Here is a 24,792-nt window from a genome sequence, read left to right on the forward strand (position 1 = left end):
GAGGAGGCCGCAACGCTCCAGCAGGACTTCGTCCGCTCCATCCGTCAGAGCGGTGAGGATCGCAGTTCCTTCGGGTCGCGTCACGAGCTGCGCGCCCTGGTGCTTCGCGATGGGTTCCGGCTGCCGGAGACGCCCGAGGTTCCGGTGCCTCGCCTCAGCGATCGGAGGGCCGAGCGGCGATACCGCGAGCGCGTCATCGCCGAACACGCCGCGATCAGCATCCTGGGGCGCAGCAAGCCGCTCGACCTCGAGAGCATCTATATCGCGCTCCGGGTCGGCAAGTACGTACCTCCGGAGTTGTTGCCCGACCCCTCCTCGCCGCGCCCAAGCGGGGGTTCACCAGAGGCCTCAGGGGTCATCGACGCCGTCGAGGCCGTCCGTCGAAAACCCCATCGCCTCGTCGTCCTAGGCGATCCGGGCAGCGGCAAGACGACCCTCCTCAAGTACCTGGCCCTGCGCATCGCCCGGCGCGCAACGGCGTTCGGTGACTGGGCACGCGAGATCATCAACTCCGGCCCTGCCCTGGCCGCAGACGCGATGCAGCGCCGGATGGTCCGGCTGGGCGAGCAGTCACAACTCATCGGGTTCCTCGTTGGCGTGCTGGCTCTGCTCCTCTGGATCGCCGGCGGGCTTCTGTCTTCGCCCAAGTGGACCGTATCGTGGACTCTGGGACTCTTTGGGTCCTGGGTGGTGTTGGGCATTGCGCTGCTGCTAATCCTTGTCCGCTATTCGGGCGCGGTGAGGGGGTCGGCGATCGTAGGCATCGCCGTGCTGGCGGTCTCGGCCCACTTCGCCCTCGTGCCGTGGTACGCCGGCGCTCCAATGGGGATCGCGTTCCTGGTATTGCTCTACCCCTATTGGATCGTGCCGCCGGTGTCCTGGCTGAGACATCTGCGGGATCGGCTGACGCGCTTTCCACTGCCCTTGTACCTCACGCTGAACGATGTTGGCCGAAGCGGCGAGCCGCTGGAGGTTCATCTCGCCCGGACGCTGAGCGAGGCCGGGTTCGCGGACGCGGAAGGGTTCCTTCAGCGGAAGTTGTACGAGGGGCGCTGCCTGGTGTTGCTCGACGCCCTCGATGAGGTGATGGAGGAATCCGCCTACGATCATGTGGAGAAGGAGATCAGCGCCTTTGCCCGCCGTTACGAGCATGTGCCCGTGGTGGTGACCTGCCGCAGCGCCGGCTTTCGCGATCCCCGCGACTCGCTCCCCGGGTTTCTGAGGGTCGAGGTGCAGGAGTTCGCCGAGAAGGAGGTGGAGCGGTTCATCCGTAGCTGGTTCGACGAGCCGTCGAGCGCGCCCGCCGATCGTGTCGAGGGGTTGCGGCAAAGCCTGGGCCGCAACGCGCGGATGCGCCAACTAGCCACGAACCCGCTCCTCCTCTCGCTCATGTGCTTGAACTACGAGCTCGATCTGCGCCTCCCCGACAGACGAGTGGAGCTCTATCAGCGCTGTGCGGAGGAGCTGCTCGGGAAGCTCGCTAGGGAGGCGGAGTTCCCGCCGCGCGAGAAGCGGCGGGCGCTGCAGGCGATTGCCCGGACGTTCCACGCCAAAGGGGTTCGGGTGTTCGACGAAGAGCCCCTTCTCGACGTCATCGGGCAAGCGCTGAAGGACCTTGGGCGCCAGGACGACTGCCGTAATCGGTTTCTCCAAGAGCTGATGGCGCGGAGCGGGCTGATCCGCCGGCAGTCGCGCTCTTCGTACGGCCTGGCGCATTTGACGTGGCAGGAGTTCTTCACCGCCGAGGATTACCACGAGCGCCGGCAGACCGCGGACCTCTTCGCCCACGTCGGAGACCCGTGGTGGCGCGAGGTCGTTCTTCTGGCCGCCGGGTTGCAGCGCGATGCAACCGAGGTCGTGCGGCGTTTGCTTCAACACGATCTCCTGCTCGGCGCTGCGGCCCTCGCGGATGTCAACGATCCGGGCACACCGGCGTTCCACGCGCTCAGAGACGAGATTCTCGCCGGGCTGAAGACGCTTGTGGAGAACGAGAGTGATCGGCGCCAGGACGCGGCCGACGCGATGGCCGCTCTCGGACGATGGGGCGGGACCGAGTACCTTGTCGAGCGGGCACAGACCGAGGGGCACCCGGAGGCGTCGCTGGCGGCGGTGCTCGCCCTAAACCAAGCGGGAGACCGCGGCGCGCTCGCGCGCCTGTGCGAGCCGCTGGGACCCGTGCTGAAGCTTCTCACCGGGTTTCTCGGAAAGGTGAATGGGTCTGTGGACGCGCGCATCCTTTCCCTGCTCGACCGTCTCGGCTTCCCCCTGGTCCACGTCCCAAAGGGTGAGTTCGAGATGGGGGATGATGCCGGCGCGGGTGACGAGCGTCCGCAGCATCGGCTGGCGCTCGAGGCGTTCTGGATTGGCAAGTACCCGGTGACCCAAGCGCTCTATCGGCGATTCCGCGAGGAGACCGGATCGCCGGCGGCGGGGAGCTTGAAGACCGGTAGGGACGATCATCCCGTGGTTAATGTGAGCTGGCAGGATGCGGTGGCGCTCTGCCAATGGGCGGGGGTGCAGTTGCCGAGCGAGGCGGAGTGGGAAAAGGCGGCACGGGGAACCGACGGCCGCCGGTATCCCTGGGGCAACCAATGGGAATCGGGACGGTGCAACGTGGGGACCGCGGGAACCAGCCCGGTGGGGAACTACCCAGGCGATAAGAGCCCCTATGGCTGCTTCGACATGGCCGGCAATGTGAGCGAATGGACGAGGAGCCTGTATCGATCGTACCCCTATGTCGCGGCCGACGGCCGCGAGTCAGTGCGGGAAACGGCCCTCCGGGTGGTTCGCGGCGCCGCGTTCAACGACTACGAGAGGCTCGCGCGTTGTGCTTCCCGCTTCAGGGACAACCCCGTCTCCCGCATCGACGGCTTCGGTTTTCGGGTGGTGGTGTCCCCATCTTCTTCTCCGAACTCTGGTCTCTGATCTCTCTGGACTCTGGTATCCTCATCTCCGATCTTTCGATCACGTTTTTACGAAAGGGAGGTGCGGGGCCCATGCCTCAAGCGGAAATGCCGATCTTCACGCGCACGTTCGACTTCATCACCTCCTGTCCGAAACGTACCGGCCCGGGCCTTACACCCATTTCTGGATTCACGAGCCGAAGCGGCGCTTGATTTCCGCTGCGCCGTTCCGCGATCGCGTCGTGCACCATGCGTTGTGCAACGTCATCGAGCCGATCTTCGAGCGCACGTTCGTGTCCGACTCCTTCGCGAACCAGGTCGGAAAGGGAACCCACCGGGCGCTGACACGCGCGCAGCGCCTGGCTCGCCGTCACCGGTTCGTTCTGCAGTGCGACATCCGGCAGTTCTTCCCCAGCGTCGACCACGTCATCCTGCAGGCGCGACTCGCCGAGATGATCAGCGATCGCCGCGTCCTCCGTTTGACGGAAGTCATCCTCGCGAGCGGTTGCGGCGTCCTCGACGAGAGGTACGACATGGTGTACTTCCCTGGCGACGACCTGTTCGCCGTCCTGCGGCCGCGGGGGCTCCCGATCGGCAACCTGACGAGTCAGTTCTGGGCGAACGTGTATTTGAGTCCCTTCGATCATTTCGTGAAGCGGGAGCTGCGGTGCCGGGGATACGTGCGATACGTCGACGACATTCTGCTGTTCGGTGACGACAAGACAACACTGTCGACGTGGCACCAGACGGTTGTGCGACGGCTCGAACGGTTGCGGCTCAGCATCCATCCGGGAGCCCACCCGCGGCCGGTAACCGAGGGCATCCCGTTCCTCGGGTTCACGGTGTTCCCGGAGCGCCGCCGGCTCAAGCGCCGCAAGGGCGTGTCGTTCCAGCGGAAACTGAAGCGAATGGTCGAGGCATGCCGCGCCGGCAGACTCCCGATCGCCGCCGTCAGCGCCTCAGTCGGCGGGTGGGTGAACCACGCTCGCTTCGGAAACACGGTGGGCCTCCGCAGGGCGGTCCTACGGCGGGCGGCAATCGCAGGCTGCCGAGACCCATTGAACTCGATCACCCGGGCGAGGGTGGGGTAAGCCCTTCCAGAGGACGGCGCGATTCCCGGGGGCTTCCCTTCGACCGCGGATGTGCTAGACTTGTACGGTGTCTTCCCTTTGAGGAGGCGCGGACCGTGAAAAGTCCCTCTCTCGCGTGGGTTGCGCTCGCCGCGCTGCTCGCCGCCGGCTGTTCCGAGCGCGCCCCCGATGAGCCGAACGGAAATGGGAATGGGGGCGGAACGCGCGACGCCGCGTTCTGGACCGCCGAGGGGTGGAAGCGTTACGGGGATCGGAACTTCTCGGGCGCCGCCGCCGCCTTCTACAACGCGCTCACCAAGGACTCGGTCTACGTCCCCGCGATCGCGGGAAGGGCTTGGTCGAACCTCGAGCTCGGCTACATCGGTCTCTCCCTCTCGGAGTTCGAGAGCGCGCTCGCCCTCGACAGCTCTGCGGTCGACTGCTACTACGGCGCCGCGTACATGGCGCACGCGCAGGGTCTTCTCTTTCCGAATCAAGCGCGCACGCGGTTCGAGCAGGCGATCGGCTTCGCGCAGAAGGGTTTCCAGAGGGGAGGCGGTTCCTTCGTGTTCGCGCGGAACTCCTCCGTCAATTCGGTCAGCCTCCGCGTGCTCCTCGCGCGTTGCTACTACGGGATCGGCCAGTACCAGGAGGCGAGGGACATCGTGGATCTTCTCGATCCGAACAACGGTCTCTCCTCGTCGAGCCCGACGTATCTCCGGGATCTCCTTCTCGCGATCGAGGGGCTGGGGGATCTGGTCTCATGAGGCGGCGCGTCCTTTTCGCTTGGGGAGCAGTGCTCGCCGCGGCGCTCGCGGCGGCCGGGCCGGCGTTCGCCCGTTCGGCCGCGCCGGTCGGCGCGGATCTCTTCTCGAACCCGTACGAGATCGCGGAAAAGGAGGATGTCGCGTACGTTCTCTACCCTTCGGGCCTCGCGGTCCTCGACATCCGTTCGGCCCTGCGGCCGAGCCTCATCTCAAGCGTGTTTCTTCCCGGGGAGGCGGGCGGCCTTCTTTTACGCGAGAACTATCTCTACGTAAGCCGCGGAACGGGCGGGCTCTTCACGATGAGCCTCGACGACCCGTTCCGCCCGGCGGTCGTGGACACGCTTCCGGCCCCCTCGAGCTTCGGGCGGCTGGATCACGGGTGGAATCGGCTTCAGGTCGCGGACCGGGACAGCGGGCTCATCGTCATCGACATCCAGAACCCGGGGGCCCCGCAGCGTCTCTACAAGTATCCGATCGGCGAGCCGATCCAGGATATCCGGGTCCGCCGCGCGGTCGCCTCTCTCGCGTTGGAGCGGGGGGGTCTCCGCACGTTCGACATCTCCCACTACATTCCGGTTCCGCTCGCCCATCGGCCGGAGCTCGCGGGCGCGGCGCATCTCGACTTCTCGTTCGCGACCCTCTATGTCTCCCGCGGCGGCGACGGCATCTCCGCGGTCGATGTCTCCGACTCAACGAACCCGGTGATCCTCCCCGACGCCTATCGTCCGTCCGGCGCGACCGGCGACGTGGCGGCGGTCGACTCATTCCTCGTGGCGGTTCACGACGCGCGGGAGCTTCATCTCCTTCGGCGCGGGGGGCTCTCCGCGGGGGCGCTGGCCGTGAGCGCGGTGGACACGACGCTCGGGCGTGTTCTGGCGAAGGAAGGGCGGGTCTATTCGACCGGGCTCGACCGGGGGCTCCGTCTCGTGGAGCTCGTCATCCCCCAGAACGCGACCTATGTCGCCGGCTTCGCCGTCCCCGGCGCGGTCGTCTCCGACGTCGCCGTGGAGGGGGACACCGCCTTTCTCGCCGCCGGCGCGAAGGGCGTGGGCCTCGTCTCGCTCACGGACGAGCTGAACCCCGCCCTTCTGGGTTTTCTCCCCACGGTGGGGAGCGTCAATGCTTTGGAAGTGAATGATCGATACATCTATGCTGCGGAGACCGGCCAGGGTCTCCGCGTGTACGACGCCGCCTCGGGGGCCGCGGTCGGGTTCGCTTCGACCCCGGGGACGCAGGGGCTTCTGGTCGACGAGTCCCTCGCCTACATGTGCGGGGGATCGGCCGGGCTCTCCATCCTCGACGTCTCCAACCCGGCGGGGCCCGTCCCCGTCGGCTCGATCGGGACGGGAGGGGCGGCCGGACGCTCGACGCGTGCGGTCGCGGTCTTCGGAAACCTCGTCGCGCTCGCCGAGGGGGACGCCGGCATCCGTCTCGCGGACGCCGCGAACCCCGCGGCCCCCGCGGTTCTCGGTGCGTACGATCCGGCCGACTACGTGATCGACGTCGCCTTTTCGGAGACCGGGGTGCTCTACGCGCTTCTCCGATCGACCGGGCTTCTTGTTCTCGACGTCGCCGATCCCGCCCGCCCCGACTCGGTCGGTCTCGTGACGATCTCCGGTTCCCTTCTTCGAAACGTGAAGAAACTGGGGAGCGTTCTCTACGTGACCGAATCGCTCGGGGTTATCGATCCCGGCTTCGTCCACGTGATCTCGGTCGCCGACCCGCGCGTTCCAAGGGTTCTCCTCCGGATTCAATCGCAGGGGTTCCCGGGGAACCTCGCGACCGGAAGGGAGCGCGCGTACGTCGCCGCCGGGTCGGGCGGGTTCGAGATCTTCGGCACGTTCGAGGACTACGGGTTCCTCCCGATCGGTTCGTACGATCCCCACGCGCCGATCGACATCGCCTCCGCGTCCGAGACGCGTGTCCTCGCGACCGATCGCGAGGGGAAGATCTGGCCGTTCTACTTGCAGGAAGGGGAGGCGCTGAGCCGCGGCGAGCCGTACGACCTCGGCCGGGCCGCGGCGGACGTCGTGTTGCACGGCACGCGGGCGTTCGCCTCGATCGCCGGCGAAAGCCTTCTCGTGGAGCTGACCCTCCCGACGCCGGACATCGCCCTGCTCGCGCGGACCATCGAGCTTCCGGGAGAGGCATCGGGGCTCGCGATCCGGGATACGCTCCTCTGCGTCGCGATGAAGAACCACGGTTTCGGCGTCTACAGCATCGCGCGCCCGGAGGCGGTGGTCCCGCTCGGCTTCTTCCGGAGCGGCGGGACGGAGAACTCGGATCTCGCGGGGGCGGGGGCGGAGCGGATCGCCCTGGGGGGGAACCTCGCGTTCGTCGGGACGGCGGACAGGAGCCGCGGGCTCTTCATCCTCGATCTCGTGGACCCGTCTGCTCCCGTATTTCGGAGCATGTTTCCGACGACCCACCGCGTGCTCGACGTCGCCGCCTACGCGGGGCACGTCTATCTCGGGCAGCGCCAGATCGGGACGACCATCGTCAACGCCGAGAATCCGGACAACCCGACGCAATCCATCCTCCGGCCGGACCTCTCCTTCGTCCGGCGTATGCGCGTCGTGAACGACCATCTCTTCTGCGCGAGACGGACCGAGGGGATCGACGTCTACGATCTCGCGAACCCGGCGAACCCGGTGCGCGTCTGGCGGGGGAGAACACCGGAGACGGCGTTCGACCTCGCGGTGTTCGGCACGTATCTCGCCGAGGCGGACGGGAGCGCCTTCCGCATGTACCGCCAGGATTTCGTGAACGCGGATCAGACCGCGCCGAGCTACACGATCGGGATCCTCTCGAACCCCTTCGCGAACGCGTTTCTCGATTTCGTGATCGTCTCCTCCGAGGCCCTGATCGAAAAGCCGGAGGTCCGCTTCACGATGGGCGAGGTCGATACATCGCTCGCGGTCTTCCGCATCGACGTCGCCCGGAACGTCTACCGGGCCGTGTACCGGCTCGCCGAGACCGGCATCGGAACCGTGAGCGTCTCGGGCGAGGATCTCGCCGGAAACAAGTCGGACACGAGCAAGGAGTTCTCGGTCTCCTACGTCCGCGGATCAAAGGGGGGATCGATCTACTCCCCGTCCGGCAAGGTCGAAGTTCGGATTCCTCCGCGCGAGTCGGCGGGGGATTCCTACGTTCTCCTCACGAAGGTTGAGCGATCGGAGATTGAAAGCGAAACATCCTGCCCGCTTCCCGCTCCGGCCCTCGGTCCGTTCCGGCTCTCGCTCGGTGAGGCGGACGGGCCGGTCGCGGTGTTCGTCCGGGATGTCCCTCTCGATCCGGAGGGAAACGCGCCTTCCCTCTTCCGGATGGAGGGGGACGCGTGGATCCTCTCGGCGTCCGAGCACGACGCGGCGCGCGGCAGCCTGAGAGGCGCGCTCCCCGGCTCGTCGGTCTTTCTTCTCTCGCACGAGGCGTCCGCGCCGGCTCCGGCACTTCCCGCGCTTCGCCTCGAGCCGAACCGCCCGAACCCGTTCAACCCGAACACAACCCTCGTGTTCTTCCTCTCGAAAGAGGTCCGCGCGCGCCTCTCCATCTACGATCTCTCGGGGCGACTCGTGAGACACCTCGCGGACGGCGTCTTCCCGGCGGGGAGTCACGCGGTCGCGTGGAACGGCACCGACTCGTCCGGGCGCCGCGCGGCGAGCGGCGTCTACTTCGCGCGCGTCGAGGCGGCCGGCCTCTCCGAGACCCGCAAGATCGTGCTCTTGAAATAGAGTCCGCCGCCCTCCGAGCGGATGTGCGGGATGGAAGAGGAATGGATGGGGAGCGTTCCGACCCCCTCCATCCGTTCCGAAGGAAGATCTTCGATGGCGGTTCGCATGATCGTTCATGTTGCGATCTTCGCTGTGTCGGCTTCCTTCCTTCCGTTGCCGGTTCGCGCGAACATCTCCCTTGTCGCGAACCGAGACTCCAACGTGACCAACGCCCCGGACACCCTGCCGATCGGTTCGACGGATACGGTCGTCACCGGCGGGGAATATGAGAGTGCGCCGCCCAGCGGACCCACGAGCTTCTCGCGCGCGCTCGTGGTTCCCGACGAGGACGTTCTGTTCATTCATGGGGAGCGGAAAACAGGGGAGCTGGAGTGCACGTGGTCCATCGGGGGCCCCCTCGTCATCGATGGGCATCAGATACTCCCGGGCGAACCGGTGATCCTACCTGGATTCGAGGACTCCACTCTCGCACAGGAGTATGGGGGGGTCCCCTTCATCCGGGTCGAAAGGCAAGAGGGTGCGACCTGGCGCGAAGCCATCCTCGGCTGGATTCTCCGTACGGACCCTATTGTTGGACGGGTTGCGGAGGCCTACAGAATGACCTGGCACACCACCCGGTCGGAGAGTCTGTCGATGCGGGCGGCTCAGGACACGCTGGACGCGCTGAACGATACACTGATGGTGGAACCGGCCGGAAGGCTGGTATGGAGGAACGGGGACCTCTATTTTCCCTGGCGCGGACATCCGCCGGAGAGTGAAGGCCCCTTCGCCGAGTGGAGCCTGAAAGAGCCCCCGAAGGGTTTCCGTCCTGCCGAGTACAACCCGCCACCGTCGTACTCTCGCGCGGTCGGATATGTACGCACGCTCGCTGAGATCCTGGATCGATTCGGGCCCTCCCTCGTGATCGTGCCGCGCAACGCGGACCTCCAGGCCTTTGTGAGGCCCGGGATGACTGTGGAGGAATTCCGGGCGGCCTGCCTACAACAAATTCTCGACTCACGACCGGGCGATCTCCGAGAAGGTCGTATTCACGAGATTCCGCTCGCGGAAATCGTGGAGAAAGGAGGCATGGATCAATGACGACCGGCATGTTCCCCCTCCTTGTGGCCGCCATCCCGTGAGAAGCGGTGGCAAGCGCTCTCGGCCGCATCAACTCGCGGGTGAAGAGAGGAGACCCGCCGCGCGTGCCGGATCTCCACGAGACGGCTCTCCGCCCGAAAGACCTTGACGGAGAAGAGGTGGGCGCCTAAAATAAGCCTGCAGCTTGCCGCGCTCCGGGATCTCGACGGCGAACGATTCAACGCGCGTACGACAAGCGGCGGCGGGAATCGCGATCGCGTCCGCGGGCCTGCCTCGGTCTCCTTCATGGGTCCGCTCGCGCGGGAGGGATCGATATGTGGCTGGCGAAATGGATCGGCGTCTTGGCGATCGGGTCCTGGCTCTTCGTTCCGTGCGTCCACGGTGAGACCTATGTGGAGCTGGACGTGGACGGGATTCTCGGAAACGGACCGGATACGGTGGCCGCCGGCGTGGGCGACACGGTGCGGGTCGAGGTCTATGTGCATCACAACGTGCCGCAGGGTCGTCTCTGCCACGTGTGGGTGCCGCTGTGTGCAGAACAGGTCGTCCCGGATTCCATCGAGTTCTGGACGGAGCCGTGGGTGAACTACACAGCTCCCGCGGACACATGCCTGGGCTTGTACGGAAGCGATGTACCCAACTTCTGTGACAACCAGATCGATTCGCCCGTGCACCTTGCTTCCGCATGGTACGTGGTGGGGGGATGTCCGGGTACGGTACGGGTCGACGATCTCGATTCGTATTGGATCGATTCCGATTTCAACGCGGGGGCGTTCTCCGGTTCGATCCCCGTCTGGCTGTGCGCGGGGACTCCGACCGGGACTTCCGAGAGCTCCTGGGGGAGCATCAAAGTTCTCTTTCGGTAGACACTCGGTCTCGAACGCGAGTGCGTGGCAATCGGTGCCAGGCTCCGCAGTTCCGGCAGAATCGAGGAGATCCGTTGCACTGGATCGGTGCCATGGATCGGTGCCAGGCTACGCGAGTGGATCGGTGCCAGGCTACGGAACCCGAGTGAGATCCGTAGCCTGGCACCGAACCCGAGTGAGATCCGTAGCCTGGCACCGAAACCCAGGAGATCCGTAGCCTGGCACCGAAACCCTCTAAACCCTTGGCACCGAAACCCTGAGTGAGATCCGTAGCCTGGCACCGAAACCCTCCTGGCACCGAACCCCTCCTCACCGAAACCCTCCCGCTTGTCCTCTCCCGTGAGCCTCTGGTATGTTGATCCGGTCCGGCCGGCCGAGGTGCGGCCTGTTCCTTCCATCCATTCGGCGAGGGTTCCCGGCCCGACGCCGGTCGAGGGGGTCATGAATCGTCTTCGTTCGATCGTCCGAGTCGCTCCGCTCGTTCTTCTTGCGCTCGTGGCTCTTCTCGACGGTCCCTCCGGTCACGCGGCGGGAACGCTTCCGTCCTACGCTCCCGACGCGAACACGGAGAGGAGCGCGATCCCGGAAGCGTATCAATGGGATCTCCGCCTGCTTCTTCCGAGCGACGGAGCGTTCGACGCCGCGCTCGAGGAGGTGAACGCCGAGAGGGAGAAGCTCGGGCGCTTTCGCGGCCGGCTCGCCGATCCGCCCGCTCTTCGCGAGTGCCTCGACCTCTACTTCCGCGTGCGTCTCGCGACGAACAAGCTGACCCTCTACGCGAACCTCCGCTTCAACACGAGCCGCGGCTCGACCGAGGTTCAGGCGATGAACGACCGCGCGCTCCGAGCGATGAACGACCTGATGGCCGAGGCCTCGTTCATCCGGGGCGAGGTTCTCGCGCTGGACGACGGCGCGATCGCGCGCGCCTACACGAGGGAGCCGGGTCTCGGCGCGTACCGGACCTATCTCGAGGAGATCCGGAGGCGCCGCGCGCGCGTCCTCGGGCCGGAGGGGGAGCGCCTCCTCGCGCTCGCCGGCGACAACCTATGGGCGGAAATCGACCTGAACGAGCTTCCGTCGGATCACGAGAAGGCGTTCGACGCGATGCTCACCGACCTCCGGCTCCCCGCGATCCTCGACGAATCGGGGAAGGAGGTCCCGCTCACCTTCTCCAACTACCCGCTCTACCGGCGCTCGCCCGACCGCCGCGTGCGCCGCGACGCGGTCGAGGGGGTTTTCGGCGCCCTTCGTTCGTACGAGCACGTGCTCGCCGCCCTCCTCGCGGGGCAGGCGAACACCACGGTCTTCTTCGCCCGCGCCAGGGGCTACGAGCGCGCGCTCGACGCGTATCTTGACATGGAAAACATCGATCCCGCGGTCTACCACAACCTGATCGCGGCGGTTCGCGCGAACATCGGCCCGCTCCGCCGCTACGTCGAGCTCCGCAAGAAGGTGCTCGGCCTGGACGAGCTCCGCATCTACGATCTCTACACGCCGCTCGTCCCGGGGAAGGAGAGGGAGGTCCCCTACGAGGAGGCGATGCGCGTTCTTCCCGAGGCGCTCGCTCCTCTCGGCGAGGAGTACGGGAAGATCCTCGCCGCCGGCCTCGACCCCGCGAACGGTTGGCTCGATCTCTACCCGCACAAGGGGAAGGAGAGCGGCGCCTTCTCCGCGAGCGTCTACGGCGTGCACCCGTACGTGAAGATGAACTACCTGAACGGCTCGGACGATCTTTCCACGCTCGCGCACGAGTACGGCCACGCGCTTCACACGCATCTCTCGATGACGCACCAGCCCTATCCGACCGCGGACTACGCGAACTTCATCGCAGAGATCGCCTCGACGTGCAACGAGAAGCTCCTCTCCGACTACCTGCTCCGGAACACAACCGATAAAGAGGTAAAGCTCTCGATCCTGAACGATCTTCTCGAGAGCATTCGCACGACGATCTACCGGCAGACCCTCTTCGCGGAGTTCGAGCTCGCGGTGCACACGGCCGCCGAGAGCGGGATCCCGGTGACCGCGAGCCTGCTCGACGAGACCTACGCGCGGCTCGTCCGGGACTACTACGGGGAGGGCTTCACGCTCGGCGAGAACGACGGATTGGAGTGGGCCTACATCGGGCACTTCTACTATAAGTTTTATGTGTATACCTACGCGACCGGTCTCTCCTCCGGGATCGCGCTCGCCGAGAAGGTCCAGTCCGGCGATCCCGCGGCCCGCGAGGCCTACCTCGGCATGCTGAAGGCGGGGTCCTCGAAGCCCCCGCTCATGCTGCTGAAGGAGGCGGGCGTCGATCTCACGAAGCCGGAGGCGATCGAGGCGGCGGCCCGCCTGATGGACCGCACGATCACCGAGATGGAGAAGCTCCTCGGCCTCTGACGCGGCTCCGCTTCGCGAGGGGGGCGGCGCGGGGAGAACGCCTGGAACGTCCGGCGGAACGGCGGGATCCACATGGGAAAGCCGACGGAGATCGAGGGGACCCTCGAGCGGATCGTCTTCCAGAACCCCGAGAACGCGTGGACCGTGGGCCGGGTGCAGGACGAGGCGGACGGCCGCCTCGTCAGCGTCGTCGGGCGGCTCCCCGGCGTCTCGGTCGGCGAGTCGCTTCGACTCAAGGGGAAGTGGGTCTTCAACCCGCGGTTCGGCGAACAATTTGAGATTGAAACCTTCGAGGTTCGTCCGCCTGCGACGGCGGGAGGGATCGAGCGCTATCTCTCCTCGGGCCTCGTCAAGGGGATCGGCCCTGAGATGGCGAAGCGGATCGTCGAGCGCTTCGGGGCGGAGGCGCTCGGCGTCATCGACGAGGAACCGGAGCGCCTTCTCGAGGTGGATGGGATCGGTTCGAAGCGCCTCGCGATGATCCGCGAGGGGTGGGGAGAGCAGAAGAGCGTCCGCGAGGCGCTCGTCTTTCTCCATCAGCTTCCGATCGGCCCCGCGCTCGCCGCCCGCATCTACGAAACCTACCGGGAGCACACGGTGCGCCGCGTACGAAGCGATCCCTACGCGCTCGCGGACGAGGTGTGGGGCGTCGGCTTCCAGACGGCGGATCGGATCGCCGAGGCGCTCGGCATCGACAAGAACTCCCCGCGACGGGCGGAGGCCGGCGTTCTCTACACGCTCGGACAGCTCTCGCAGGCTGGGCACGTCTGCTATCCGAGGGAGGAGCTCGCGCGCGCCGCGGCCGGCTTTCTCGGTCAGGAGGAGGAGGTCGCCGAGGCGGCGATCCAGAGGCTTCTCGAGGCCGGCTCGGTCGTCTCCGAGGAGATCGACGACGGGCCCTCTCTCGTCTACCGAACGGAGATGCTCGACGCCGAGGAGGGGGTCGCGGCGGCGATCCGCGCGCTTCTCTCGGTTCCGGCCGTCCGGCGGATCGACTCGCGCGCGGCGCTCGCTTGGCTCGAGAAGGCGTTCGATTTTCCTCTCGGCGAGGAGCAGAAGGTCGCGGTCGAGGCGGGGGTCGAGGAACGGGTCGTCGTCGTCACCGGAGGACCCGGCACCGGAAAGACGACGCTCGTCCGTTCGCTTCTCTCGATCCTCGAGCGGGCGGGGGAGGAGGTCTCCCTCGCGGCGCCGACAGGACGCGCCGCGAAGAAGCTCGAGGAGGCGACCGCGCGCCCCGCCCGCACGATCCACCGTTTGCTCGAGTTCGATCCGCGCACCGGCCTCTTCGGGCGGAACGAGGAGAACTCCCTCACCTCGTCAACTGCGATCATCGATGAGGTCTCAATGGTCGATATCCTTCTCATGCGGCATCTCCTCGCGGCGCTCGCCCCCGGCTCGCGTCTCGTTCTCGTCGGCGACGTCGACCAGCTCCCCTCGGTCGGCCCGGGGAACGTCCTCCGCGATCTGATCGACTCGGGGCGCGTGCGCACCGTCCGCCTCACCGAGATCTACCGCCAAGCGCGCGAGAGCCGGATCGTCGTGAACGCCCACCGCGTGAACGAGGGGCGGATGCCCCTCTTCGAGGAGGACGCGTCCGATTTCCGCCTCGTCGAGATCGAGAGCGGCAAGGATGCGCTCGCGTGGATCAAGCGGTTCCTCGCCGAGGAGATCCGGGAGCGGCACGGCCTCGATCCGGTTCGCGACGTGCAGGTGATCGCCCCGATGCACAAGGGGATCGCCGGCGTGACGAACCTGAACCGCGAGCTTCAGGCGCTCCTGAACCCGCGGGGGGAGGAGATCCGGCGGGACGAGAGAATCCTCCGGATGGGGGACAAGGTGATTCAGCTTCGAAACAACTACGAGCTCGACGTGTTCAACGGAGACGTCGGGCGGATCACGGCGATCGATTCGGAGGAGGAGGAGCTCGAGGTCTTCTTCGGCAACCGGCGCGTTCGTTATCCGTTCAACCATCTCGACGAGCTGACGCTCGCCTACGCGGTCTCGGTTCACAAGTCGCAAGGGAGCGAGTACCGGGCGGTCGTGGCCCCCCTTCTCGGCGAACACTTCCCGATGCTCCAGAGGAACCTCCTCTACACGGCGATCACGCGTGGGCGGGAACTCGTCGTGCTCCTCGGATCGCAGCGGACGATCGGCGCGGCGGTCCGGAACAACCGGATCCGCCACCGCTACTCGTTCCTCGCGCATCGCCTCCGCGGCGCCGCGGGCCGGGGGGAGACGTGAGAGAAGCGGCGGGGAATGAGCGGGCGCGGCTTCGCGGTGGGGGGGACCGCGCGCTTCTCCTCCTCGTCTCGTGTTTCCTCCTTCTTCGCCTCGCGACGCTCGGCGTTCTCCCTCTCTTCGACGCGACCGAGAGCCGCTACGCGGAGATCGGGAGGGAGATGGCGGTCTCGGGGAACTGGGTCACGCCGACCCTTCACGGAGGCGAGCCGTTCTGGGCGAAGCCCCCGCTCCACTTCTGGATGACCGCGCTCGCGATGCGGATCTTCGGCGCGACCGAATGGGCGGCCCGCCTCCCGAGCTTCCTCGCGGCGCTCGGGACGCTACTTCTCACGGCTGCCCTCGGCCGCTCGCTCTTCGGCCGGAGCGCGTCGCTCCGTGCAGCCGTCCTTCTCGGATCGAGCGGCCTCTTCTTCCTTCTCGCCGGGACGGTCCTCCTGGACGTCACCTTCGCCTTCGCGACCACGGGAGCGCTCGGTGCGTACCTTTTGCACGTGAAGGAACCGGGCCGGAGGCGCTTCGGGCTTCTCGTCTTCTTCTTCCTCGCCCTCGGGCTTCTCGCGAAGGGACCGGTCGCGGCGGCGCTCGTTCTTCTCGCGATCGGAGCGGACGCGGCCTTCCGGCGGAGCGCACGCGCTCTCCGCGCGCTCCCTTGGCTCCCCGGGATCGGGATCCTGCTTCTCGTCGCCGGGCCGTGGTATCTTCTCGCCGAACGGGCGACCCCCGGCTTCTTGCGCTATTTCTTCATCCATGAACATTGGCTTCGTTATCTCCACAAGGAGTACGGGGATCTCTACGGCCACGGGCATGTCTCCCCTTACGGTCTCGTGTGGGGCCTCGCTTTTCTCGCGTTCCTGCCTTGGACGCCTGCGCTCTTCGGCGCGGCGCGCGGGGCGCTCCGCCGCCGGGGGAGCGGCGCGGGCGATCCTGCGGGCACGTGCCTTTGGATCGCGGCGCTCGCGCCTCTCGTCTTCTTCACCTTCTCGCGCTCCCTCTCGCTTCCGTACGTTCTCCCCTCGCTCCCCTTCCTCGCGCTCCTTCTCGCGAGGGAGGAGGCGGAGGGGAGGGGAGCGGTCCCGAGGAGGTCGCTCCTTCTCGCGCCCGTTCTCTTCCTCGGCGGGGTGATCTTCACGTTTCAAGAGTTTGGTGTCTCCGCGGGCGCGGGAGCGGCGCTCGTCGCGGCGGCGGCGGGGGTCTTTCTCCTCGCGCTCGGGGCCACGCGCTCGAAGAGGCCGATGGCGCGGCTCGCGGCCGGCGTCTCTCTCGTTCCGCTCTTTCTTCTCGCGGCCTCTCTCGGGCTTCCTGGGTCGATCGCGGAGACGAAGTCGACGCGGCACCTCGCGGAAACGATCGCGGGTCTCGGCGCGGACACGGGGGAAACGGTTCTCTTCCACGGGGGGATCCCGCTCTCGGCGGAGTTCTATCTTCGCGGAAGGGTCGCGCGGTTCGATCCGAGCGCGGACGGGACGGGAGGGGATGTCGGCCCGGCCCGCGACCGGATCCTCGTTCTCCGAGAGGGGAGGGAGAGAGACTTGCCTCTCGAGCTTCTCGAGAGGCTCCGGCCGGCCGGCGCGAGCGGCCGCCACCGGGTCTATCGGCTTCCCGCGCGATCCGCGCCGGAAGGCGGGGGGGAGGAGGCGCCGTGAGCACGATGAGCCGAGAGCGCGCGAGGGGAACCGCCCGAGCGCGCGGGTTTCTCGAACGACAGGCGAAGAGACTTCGTCTTGAGGAGGCGCTCTTCCTCTTTCTCTTCGTTCCCTCGACGATCGTGACCGTCTGGGCGAACGTCTCGCTCGCCCGCTCCGGGATGTCGTCGAGGCGCGTAGAAGGGGGGCTTCTTCGCCTCGCGATCGTGATCGCGGTAGGGTTCGCGCTCCTTCTTCTCGAGAAGGCGCGGCGGTCCGACGCGCGGCCCCGCTTCCTCGTCGGGATCGCCTCGTTCCTTCGCACGATGCTCCCCTTCGCTCTCTGCTCGGCGGTCTACACGAACCTCCACGACACGGTCCGCTTCATCAACCCGAACGACATTCATGACGTTCTCGTCGCGATCGAAGAGCGGATCTTCGGTCTTCAGCCGGTCGTGTGGGCGGAGCAGTTCATCACGCCGCTCCGGACCGAGTTCTTCAGCGCGTTCTACACGAACTTCTTTCTCGTCGCACCGTCGGTCGCGATCGTCCTCTGGTTCTCCCGGAAGAGGAGGGAGGCGCGCGAGTCGCTTCTCGGGGTCACGCTCTGCTTCTACACCGGCTATGTCCTCTACGTGATCTTCCCCGCGGCGCCGCCGAGGCTCTACCTCGAGTCGCTCGGCGCGTTCACGGTGACGCTCGAGGGGGGCGCGATCACCGACTTTCAGCGAGCGCTTCTCGACATGCTCCCGAACCACGCCTCGCGCGCGGCGTTTCCGAGCCTCCACACGGCGGTGAGCCTCGTGAGTCTCTATTACGCGTGGCGCCACGCGCGGCGGTTCTTCCCGATCCTCCTCTTCTTCGTCATCAGGCTTTTCGCCTCGACCGTCTATCTCCGGCACCACTACGTGGTCGATCTGATCGCGGGGGCGTTCCTTCTTCCGTGGACCGCGTGGGCGACGCCGCGGCTCGACCGGTGGTGGTCCCGCTGGACGGGGAGAGTTCCGGAGTTGTAGGAGCGTTGACATCGCGCGCCGGGCATTCTAGATTCATGGAGACGAGATCGCATCCTACCGGACGGATCCTCGGATCGCGAAACCAACGAAAGGAGACCGAGCGGATGGCTTCGGAGCACGTGATGGAGGTATCGGACAGCGAGTTCCAGGAGAAGGTCGTTTCTTCTGCGACGCCGGTGATCGTCGACTTCTGGGCGCCCTGGTGCGGGCCGTGCAAGAAGGTCGGTCCGGTCCTCGACGAGGTCGCCTCCGACTATCAGGGGAAGGTGAAGATCGCGAAGGTGAACGTGGACATGAACCCGAAGGTCGCGGGGAGCTTCGGCATTCGGAGCATCCCGACGATCCTCTTCTTCAAGGACGGCGAGGTCGTCGACCAGCTGATCGGCGCGTACCCGAAGAAGGACATCGTCGCGCGCGTCGACCGGATCCTCGGGTAGGACGGGTCTCGAAGGCTCGGCTTCCTTCGCGCCGCTTCGCGATCTCCGCGGGCTCGGCCGCTTCCGCCGGCCGGGCTTTTTTTGTCTGGACTTCGCCCGCCGGCCGTTCCTATCCTGGCGCGGAAGCCGCTTCGATCGGGAGGGAGGTTCGCTCGTGCGCACGCTCGCGGAGCTCGAACGGATCGCGTCCGCGTGCGTTCTCTGCCCTCTCGCGGAGACGCGGTCGCATGTCGTCTTCGGAACGGGGAACCCCGAGGCGGATCTGATGCTCATCGGGGAGGCGCCCGGGCAGAAGGAGGACGCGACCGGAATCCCCTTCGTCGGGCAGGCGGGGATGCTCCTCGACAAGACGCTCGAGAAGGTCGGGCTCCGGCGCGAGGAGATCTACATCGCGAACGTCCTCAAATGTCGCCCGCCGGAGAACCGCGACCCTCTCAAGGAGGAGATCGACCTCTGCCGGCCGTATCTCGACGAGCAGATCGCGATCCTCGCTCCCCGCGTGCTCGCCCCGATGGGGAACCACGCGGCGAATCTCTTCTCCTCGAAACGGCTCTCGATCACGAAGGCGCACGGCAAGATGTTTGCGTATAAAGGAATCGCGGTGATCCCGATCTACCATCCGGCGGCGATCCTCTACAACCGGACGCTGGAACCGGCTCTCGTCGAGGACTTCCAAGAGATCGTCCGGTTCCTCCGGAGCGGCGCGCGGGCCGCCCGGGAAGCGGACCAGCTCTCCCTCTTCTGAGATGGAAGGCCTTCCCGCACTCTTCGTCTTCTCCGCGGGGCTGATCGTCGGGAGCTTCCTCAACGTCTGTATCTCTCGGCTTCCAAGAAACCGCTCGATCATCCGTCCGCCCTCCGCGTGCCCCGCCTGCGGGGCGAGGATCCGGGCGCGCGACAACATCCCCGTCCTCGGGTGGCTCCTTCTCCGCGGGCGCTGCCGCGACTGCGGCGCTCGGATCTCGCCGCGCTATCCGATCGTCGAGCTCGGGACCGGGCTTCTCTTCCTCGTCGTGTGGAACCGCTTCCCGCACGACGCGACGATCGTCTTCCCGCTCTTCTACGCGTGCGCGCTCCTCGTGATCCTCTTCACCGATCTCGATCTCCAGATCATCCCGGATTCGATCTCGCTTCCGGGAATCCCGCTCGGCCTCCTCTACCGCGGTTGGATCGGGGGAGCGTGGCTCGACTCGCTGATCGGGCTCGCCGTCGGCGGAGGGAGCCTCTGGCTTCTCGGCGAGGGGTACTATCGGCTTCGAAAGCGCGAGGGGATGGGCGGGGGGGACGTCAAGCTCGCCGCGATGATGGGCGCGTTCCTCGGATGGAAGCTCGTCCTCGCGGTTCTCTTCCTCTCGTCGCTCGTCGGCGGCCTCTTCGGGATCGCTCTCATCGTTCTCCGCAAAGGGAAGGGGACGACGCCGATCCCCTTCGGCGTCTTCCTCGCTCCAGTCGGTTTCCTCGCGCTCCTCTGGGGCGAGGCTTGGATCGCTTGGTATCTCGGGCTGGGCTCCTGACCATCCACCCGTAGCGTCCTTCTTGCGCGCGCCCCGTCCGAGAAGACATAGGCGGGTCTCCGTCCGATGGAAACGAACCGTCGGCCCCTACGCGCGGAGCCCGATCCCGACGAAGAAGATCTCGACGCTTCTCTCGCGCGAGCTCTTCGGCTTCGACTCGACGAGGCGGTCGAACGAAGGGCGGGCTTCCGCGCGAAACGACTCGATCTCCTCCCCCTGGAAGACCTTGCAGACCCAGGAGCCGCTGGGCCGGACGGTCGCAAGAGCGAGCGCAAGCGACCGCCGGGCGAGCGCGACCGAGCGGGCGTGGTCGGCGAAGGGGACGCCGGTCGTCTTGGGCGCCGCGTCGGAAAGAAGAACATCGAACGAGGGAGCGATCGCGAGAAGCTCCTCGGGCCGGAGGGAGAGGATGTCCGCGCGGAGGACGCGCACGTGATCGGGGAGCGCGACCCGCACCTCGTCCCGATCGACGCCGACGACGAGCCCCCCCGGGCCGACCCGCTCCGCCGCGTACTGAAGCCAGGATCCCGGCGCGCATCCAAGATCGATGACGCGGAAGCCCGGACGGATCAGACGGTGCTTCCGGTCGATCTCCTCGAGCTTATAGAGGGAACGGGCGGCGTAACCTTCCCGCTTCGCGCGACGAAAAAAAAATCCTTTGGTTCGAAACGGTTCACACCTTAACCTCCGCGAGCGCCTTCGCCGCCTCCTCGGGCGTTTTCGCGCGGAGGAGGGCCGCCTGGACCTCGGGCTGTTTCAGGATGCGGACCATCGTCGCAAGCGCCTGGACATGAGCGGTCGTGGCGTTCTTCGGGGAGACCAACAGGAACACGAAACGGCTCGGGCGGCCGTCGAGCGCTCCGAAATCAATCCCGTCCTGCGCGAGGGCAAAGGCGGCGGCCGGCTTCTCGGTCCCCTCGCTCCGGCAATGGGGAACGGCCACTCCCTGCTCGAGCCCGGTCCCCTTCTCCTTCTCGCGGTCGATCACGTCGGCAAGGACCTTTTTCGGCGAGCGGAGGAGGTCCCTATCGGACAAGAGGGAGACCATCTCCCGGATCAGGTCGAACTTCTTCTTCGCCTTCGGGTTCAATAGGATCGTATGGGAATCGAGCAGCTCGTTGATCTTCAATCGGTTATTCTCGGGTTCCAGCGGTTGAGCGCGGGCCGACCGCCTGATACACTCCCCTGTCGGACACTCGGGTGATGGTAAGCGTCTCTTGCCCGGATGGCAAGGCGGATCTCTGAAGAGGAGCGCGGTGGGAAGGCGAACGGCAAGCGTTCTCTCGGCGGTTCTCTCCCCGCTTTCCCCGTTTCTCGCCGGAGCCGGCTGGGCGCTTCTTCTCCTCGCGGCGGTCCGGCTGAACCGCCCTCTCTACGGACCGTCGCTCTCCACCGCTCTCCTTCCGGCGGGGCTCTTCGCGGCCGGCGTTCTCGCCGGGCTTCTCCTCGGGCGCGGGAGCCTGCGAGGGGCCGGGCTCCGCCTCGCCCCCGCGGCGCTCGCCCTCCTTCTCGCGCTCTTCCCGTTCGTTTCCGGGCTCGCGGAGCCGTCCGGGCTCGCGGCGCGCGTTCTCTTCGCCGTTCTCGTCCTCGCTGCGGGGTTCTTCATCGGCCGGGAAGCCGCCCCTGGGGCGCCTCGAGCCGTCTCGATCGCGCTCTTCGGCGGCTCCATCGGCGTGTTCGCCGGGAGCGCGGCTCTCGTCCCCAGGTTCGGAGAGGGCGCCGCCGCGGTCGGGGCTCTTCTTGCGTTCGCCTTCGCGCGGGCTTGCGGGGAAGGATCCTCGCTCATCCGGTCGGCTTCGGAAGACGAGGAAGACGCGGAGCGTCCCGGCCTCACCGGCCTGGCGGTCGCGTGTCTCGTCGGCCTCTCGCTCCCCCTCGTCTTCGTCGGGTGGGGACGAACGCTCGATCTCCTGATCGGACCGACCTTCCGCGCGACCGGGTTGCTCGCGGCGGTCGCGCTCCTCGGGATCTCGCTCGGGAGCCTCGCCGCGCGCGCGCGCGCTGGCGGGGGCATCCCGCGCTCCCCGGCAGCCTTCGCGGCGGGGCTCGTCGCCCTTCTTCTCCTTCTTTTCACGGCGATCTCGGCGCGCCTTCCGTATCTCTTTCTTCGGGTCATCGAGGGGGACCCGGGGGACCCGGGGCGGATCCTCCTCGGGCGTCTTCTTCTCGTGGGGATCGCGGTCTTCCCTTGCGCCGCGGCGGTGGGGTGGCTCGGAGGGCTCCTGTTGAAGCCGTGGGGGGAGGGGGCGTCCGAGCGGGAGGCTCTCCGCCGGCTTCTGATCGCGGGCGCGGCGGGCGCGGCGGCGTCCTTGCTTCTTTCCCCGTCGCTTCTCCCGGCCGTCGGGATCCGAGGGCTTCTCCTCGCGGGCGCGGCGTTCCAGACGACGGCCGGCCTCGCCCTCCTCGCCGGGAGCCGCTCCCGTCTTCGCGTGCGGATTCCGCTCGCCGCCGCGCTTCTTCTCCTCCTCGTCGTGGTCCTCGCGAACCCTCCCCGCTGGAGACCGAGCCTTCTCAACACCGCGGTTTTCCGCTACGCCCGTCTCTACGAGGAGATCGATGAGGAGGGGTTCCTGAGGACGTATTCGGTCCTCCCCTCGTTCTACAAGGAGGGGGCGCACGTGACCGTTCTGGTCACCGGCGCGCCCGGGAGCCGCTTTCTCGCCTCGAACGGGGTCGTCGAGGTCTCCGACCGCGATCACCTGTCGGTTCCGCTCTTGTCCGGCCGGCTCCCGCTTCTCCTACGCCCGGCGACGCGGAGCGTCTTCCTTGCGGGCGCGGAGGCGGGGATCGCCGCGGGCGTCCTCCTCTCCGGAAGCGTGGAGGAGGTCCTCTCTCTGGACGCCGAACCGGCGCACCTCGAGGCGATGCGCTCTTTCACGCGGGCGAACCGGCAACCCTGGAACGATCCTCGCTTCCGCTTCCGGAAGGGGGATCCGCGGGCGGCGCTCGCGGGCGGCTCGGCGCGCTACGACCTCATCGTATCCGAACCTTCCATCGTGTGGGACCGGAACGCGGCGCACCGAACCACCGAGGAGTTCTACCGGCTCGCGGCCGCGCGCCTCCGCCCGGGCGGAGTCTTCGCCGGATCGATCCCGCTCGTCGGTCTTCGCGAAGAGCACCTCCGCTCGCTCCTCGCGGCGTTCCGCTCCGCGTTCCCGCACGCGCTCGGGGTCGAGGCGCCGCGTCCCGGCGCGCTCATTCTTCTCGGGAGCAACGAGCCGCTCGTCTTCCGCGCGGCGGACCTACTCGCTTCCTGGGGAGAGATCGCGACGCGCACCGACCTCCTCGGGGCGAAGGTCCGATCGGTTCACGAGCTCGTCGCCGCTCTCCGGGTGGACGGGGAGGCGATCGATTCATACATCAACAATGCCCGGCCCAATCGGGACGCCCGCGCCTACGTCGAGACGGACGCCGAGGACCTCGCCGCGGCCCTCGACGGAGGGCGCCTCGCGGCGAGCCTCCGGGCGCTTCACTTCGACGCGGAGCGCGTTCTCGACTACGACGGGCTTTCCCGGGAAGTGACGGGGTTCTTTCGGCTCGAGGTCGCGCGGGCGTTCCGGAGAAGCCGCCACGGAGCGGGAGGTCTCCTGTGGGCGAGGCGGGCGTACGAATCGGACCCGTCCGGCCCCGCGGCGGAGTCCTACGCGCATTTCCTCAAGGAGGAAGCGGGGGATCTCGACTCGGCGATCGCGGTTCTTCGGGCCGCTCGCGAGTCCCGCCCCGACGACCTCGTGGTGATCCGCGCGCTCGCGGACGATCTCTTCACCGCCCGGCGGTTCGAGGAGTGCGACCGCCTTCTCACGGAGGCGATCGACGAAGGGAAGGAAGACGCGTGGTTCTATGTCGTGCGAGGGAAAGCCAGGCTAGGTCTCAAGCAGCACGAGCGCGGGCTCCAAGATCTTCTCGCCGGCAAGGAGCTCGATCGTTTACAGGACAACAGTGGCGATATTAATTATTTTCTCGCGATGGCGCACAAGAACCTCGGGAATCTCGAGGAGGCGCAGAACCACCTCTCCCGCACGATCGCCAGGAACCCGAGGCATCTCTACGCGAAGCTGGAAATCGGGGAGAACAAGCTTCTCCTTGGAACGATCGACCGCGCGGCGTTCGAGTCGGAGTACCTGGTCCCCTTCAACCGCGCGCGCGCCGAGACCCTCGTCGCGGAGGCGGAGGAGCGGCTGTACGAGCCGCAACACGCCAAGACCGTTGAGAAGAACCTGAACGCGGTGGTGAACACGACGCCGCGCCACTACGGCGCCTACCTCCTGCTCGCCGAGTTCTACCACCGGACGGGGATGCCCGCGAAGGAGCGCGAGGCGCTCGAGCGGATGATCGCCGAGTTCGGCCCGAGGCCGGAGGTGGTCGGCCCGATCAAGGAGTATCTTCGCCGGACGGGGGGAGAAGGACGCGTGCGCGCCTACGGGAAGCTCCTACGGTAATTCCGCGATCCCCGCGAAGAGATCGTTCTCCCTCTCCGCGGGACGCGGGAGGCGCGTGTCGGAAAGAACGAAGAACTCCTCCCGGGTGGCCTCGCGGAAGTCGCCGAAGATCCGGACAAGCTCTTCGTAGAACTCGATCTGCGTCTCGTGGCGCCGAATCGCCTCCAGCTTCCTCTCCATCGCCGCGGGCGGGATCGCGAGGACCGCTCCGATCTCCTCGTCCGCGACCGGGACGAGCCGTCGTCCTCGGTAGAGGGGAACCTTCGATCGCGGGATCGCCCACTCGTAGAGCTTGAGAGGCCCTTCCGCGCCTGCCCGGCGAAATGCTTCCTGCGTGAAGCAAGCGACCGCGACGTGGTCGGGATGACCCGAGACCCCGAGCCGGTGGAAGGTGAGAACGACCTGGGGGCGGTGGGCGCGGATCTCCTCGAGCACCGCCCGAACCCCCTCCTCCTCCGGAACCTCGGATAGGCGGCGGTCCGGAAGCCCGAGGATCCGGTGGCCGGCCGCTCCGAGCGCCTCGGAGGCGCGCGCCGCTTCGACGCGCCTCCGCCGGCAGAGCTCCTCCCGCGGAAGGTCCTTCGAGATCCCGATCGTCCCCGCTTCTCCGCACGTGAAGAAGAGAAGACGGACCTCGGCTCCATCCAGCGCGGCGCTGGCGAGCGCGCCCCCCGGACCGTACGATTCGTCGTCCGGGTGCGCGAAGACCCCGAGAAGCACG

The 24,792-nt window shown here is 67.1% G+C and carries 17 protein-coding genes; 14 read left to right on the plus strand and 3 right to left on the minus strand.

Annotated elements, in window-relative coordinates:
* The 13 genes from FJY73_05090 to FJY73_05150 all read left to right on the plus strand — a co-directional run.
* Positions 1 to 2,925, plus strand: a 2,925-nt coding sequence (locus FJY73_05090; protein MBM3320033.1) for an SUMF1/EgtB/PvdO family nonheme iron enzyme, incomplete at its 5' end; no start/stop codon positions are given.
* A gap of 187 nt (positions 2,926 to 3,112) precedes the next feature.
* Positions 3,113 to 3,994: an RNA-directed DNA polymerase gene (locus FJY73_05095; protein MBM3320034.1), complete on the plus strand. Its 882-nt coding sequence runs from the start codon at positions 3,113 to 3,115 to the stop codon at positions 3,992 to 3,994.
* A gap of 95 nt (positions 3,995 to 4,089) precedes the next feature.
* Positions 4,090 to 4,740 carry a hypothetical protein gene (locus tag FJY73_05100; GenBank protein ID MBM3320035.1) on the plus strand — a complete coding sequence of 217 codons (651 nt, stop codon included), beginning with the start codon at positions 4,090 to 4,092 and terminating at the stop codon, positions 4,738 to 4,740.
* Positions 4,737 to 8,471, plus strand: a complete 3,735-nt coding sequence (locus FJY73_05105; protein ID MBM3320036.1) for a T9SS type A sorting domain-containing protein — start codon at positions 4,737 to 4,739, stop codon at positions 8,469 to 8,471. Before FJY73_05100 ends, FJY73_05105 begins: the two co-directional genes overlap by 4 nt.
* Before the next feature lie 93 nt (positions 8,472 to 8,564).
* A complete protein-coding gene (locus FJY73_05110) occupies positions 8,565 to 9,551 on the plus strand; it encodes a hypothetical protein (GenBank protein ID MBM3320037.1) in 987 nt (328 codons plus the stop codon).
* Positions 9,552 to 9,865: 314 nt separating this feature from the next.
* Positions 9,866 to 10,417, plus strand: a complete 552-nt coding sequence (locus FJY73_05115; protein MBM3320038.1) for a hypothetical protein — start codon at positions 9,866 to 9,868, stop codon at positions 10,415 to 10,417.
* Between the two features lie 441 nt (positions 10,418 to 10,858).
* The gene (pepF, locus tag FJY73_05120) at positions 10,859 to 12,799 is read left to right on the plus strand and encodes an oligoendopeptidase F (GenBank protein MBM3320039.1); all 1,941 of its coding nucleotides are present in this window, start codon (positions 10,859 to 10,861) and stop codon (positions 12,797 to 12,799) included.
* Positions 12,800 to 12,871: 72 nt separating this feature from the next.
* Positions 12,872 to 15,043, plus strand: coding sequence for an ATP-dependent RecD-like DNA helicase (locus FJY73_05125; GenBank protein MBM3320040.1), 2,172 nt, complete (start codon positions 12,872 to 12,874; stop codon positions 15,041 to 15,043).
* Positions 15,040 to 16,686 carry a glycosyltransferase family 39 protein gene (locus tag FJY73_05130; protein ID MBM3320041.1) on the plus strand — a complete coding sequence of 549 codons (1,647 nt, stop codon included), beginning with the start codon at positions 15,040 to 15,042 and terminating at the stop codon, positions 16,684 to 16,686. The genes FJY73_05125 and FJY73_05130 overlap by 4 nt, the downstream gene beginning before the upstream one ends.
* Positions 16,683 to 17,681 (plus strand): phosphatase PAP2 family protein, encoded by a 999-nt coding sequence (locus FJY73_05135; GenBank protein MBM3320042.1) that lies wholly within the window; start codon positions 16,683 to 16,685, stop codon positions 17,679 to 17,681. The genes FJY73_05130 and FJY73_05135 overlap by 4 nt, the downstream gene beginning before the upstream one ends.
* A 104-nt stretch (positions 17,682 to 17,785) precedes the next feature.
* Positions 17,786 to 18,118: a thioredoxin gene (trxA, locus tag FJY73_05140; protein MBM3320043.1), complete on the plus strand. Its 333-nt coding sequence runs from the start codon at positions 17,786 to 17,788 to the stop codon at positions 18,116 to 18,118.
* A gap of 154 nt (positions 18,119 to 18,272) precedes the next feature.
* Positions 18,273 to 18,863: a uracil-DNA glycosylase gene (locus tag FJY73_05145; GenBank protein ID MBM3320044.1), complete on the plus strand. Its 591-nt coding sequence runs from the start codon at positions 18,273 to 18,275 to the stop codon at positions 18,861 to 18,863.
* Position 18,864: 1 nt separating this feature from the next.
* Positions 18,865 to 19,632: a prepilin peptidase gene (locus FJY73_05150; GenBank protein ID MBM3320045.1), complete on the plus strand. Its 768-nt coding sequence runs from the start codon at positions 18,865 to 18,867 to the stop codon at positions 19,630 to 19,632.
* 87 nt (positions 19,633 to 19,719) lie between these two features.
* Here FJY73_05150 and FJY73_05155 read toward each other — a convergent pair whose 3' ends face one another.
* Both FJY73_05155 and FJY73_05160 read right to left on the minus strand, forming a co-directional pair.
* The gene (locus tag FJY73_05155) at positions 19,720 to 20,223 is read right to left on the minus strand and encodes an RlmE family RNA methyltransferase (protein MBM3320046.1); all 504 of its coding nucleotides are present in this window, start codon (positions 20,221 to 20,223) and stop codon (positions 19,720 to 19,722) included.
* A gap of 82 nt (positions 20,224 to 20,305) precedes the next feature.
* Entirely contained in the window at positions 20,306 to 20,761 is a 456-nt protein-coding gene (locus tag FJY73_05160; GenBank protein ID MBM3320047.1) for a PTS sugar transporter subunit IIA, read from the minus strand.
* A 127-nt stretch (positions 20,762 to 20,888) separates the two neighbouring features.
* Here FJY73_05160 and FJY73_05165 point away from each other — a divergent pair, with 127 nt between their 5' ends.
* Positions 20,889 to 24,071 carry a hypothetical protein gene (locus FJY73_05165; GenBank protein ID MBM3320048.1) on the plus strand — a complete coding sequence of 1,061 codons (3,183 nt, stop codon included), beginning with the start codon at positions 20,889 to 20,891 and terminating at the stop codon, positions 24,069 to 24,071.
* On the opposite strand, the gene FJY73_05170 is transcribed toward FJY73_05165, so the two are convergent.
* Complete coding sequence (locus FJY73_05170) at positions 24,063 to 24,791, minus strand: PIG-L family deacetylase (protein ID MBM3320049.1); 729 nt, start codon at positions 24,789 to 24,791, stop codon at positions 24,063 to 24,065. The genes FJY73_05165 and FJY73_05170 overlap by 9 nt on opposite strands.
* Between the last annotated feature and the right edge of the window lies 1 nt (position 24,792).

This window comes from Candidatus Eisenbacteria bacterium (genome assembly GCA_016867715.1).
GTDB lineage: Bacteria > Orphanbacterota > Orphanbacteria > Orphanbacterales > Orphanbacteraceae > VGIW01.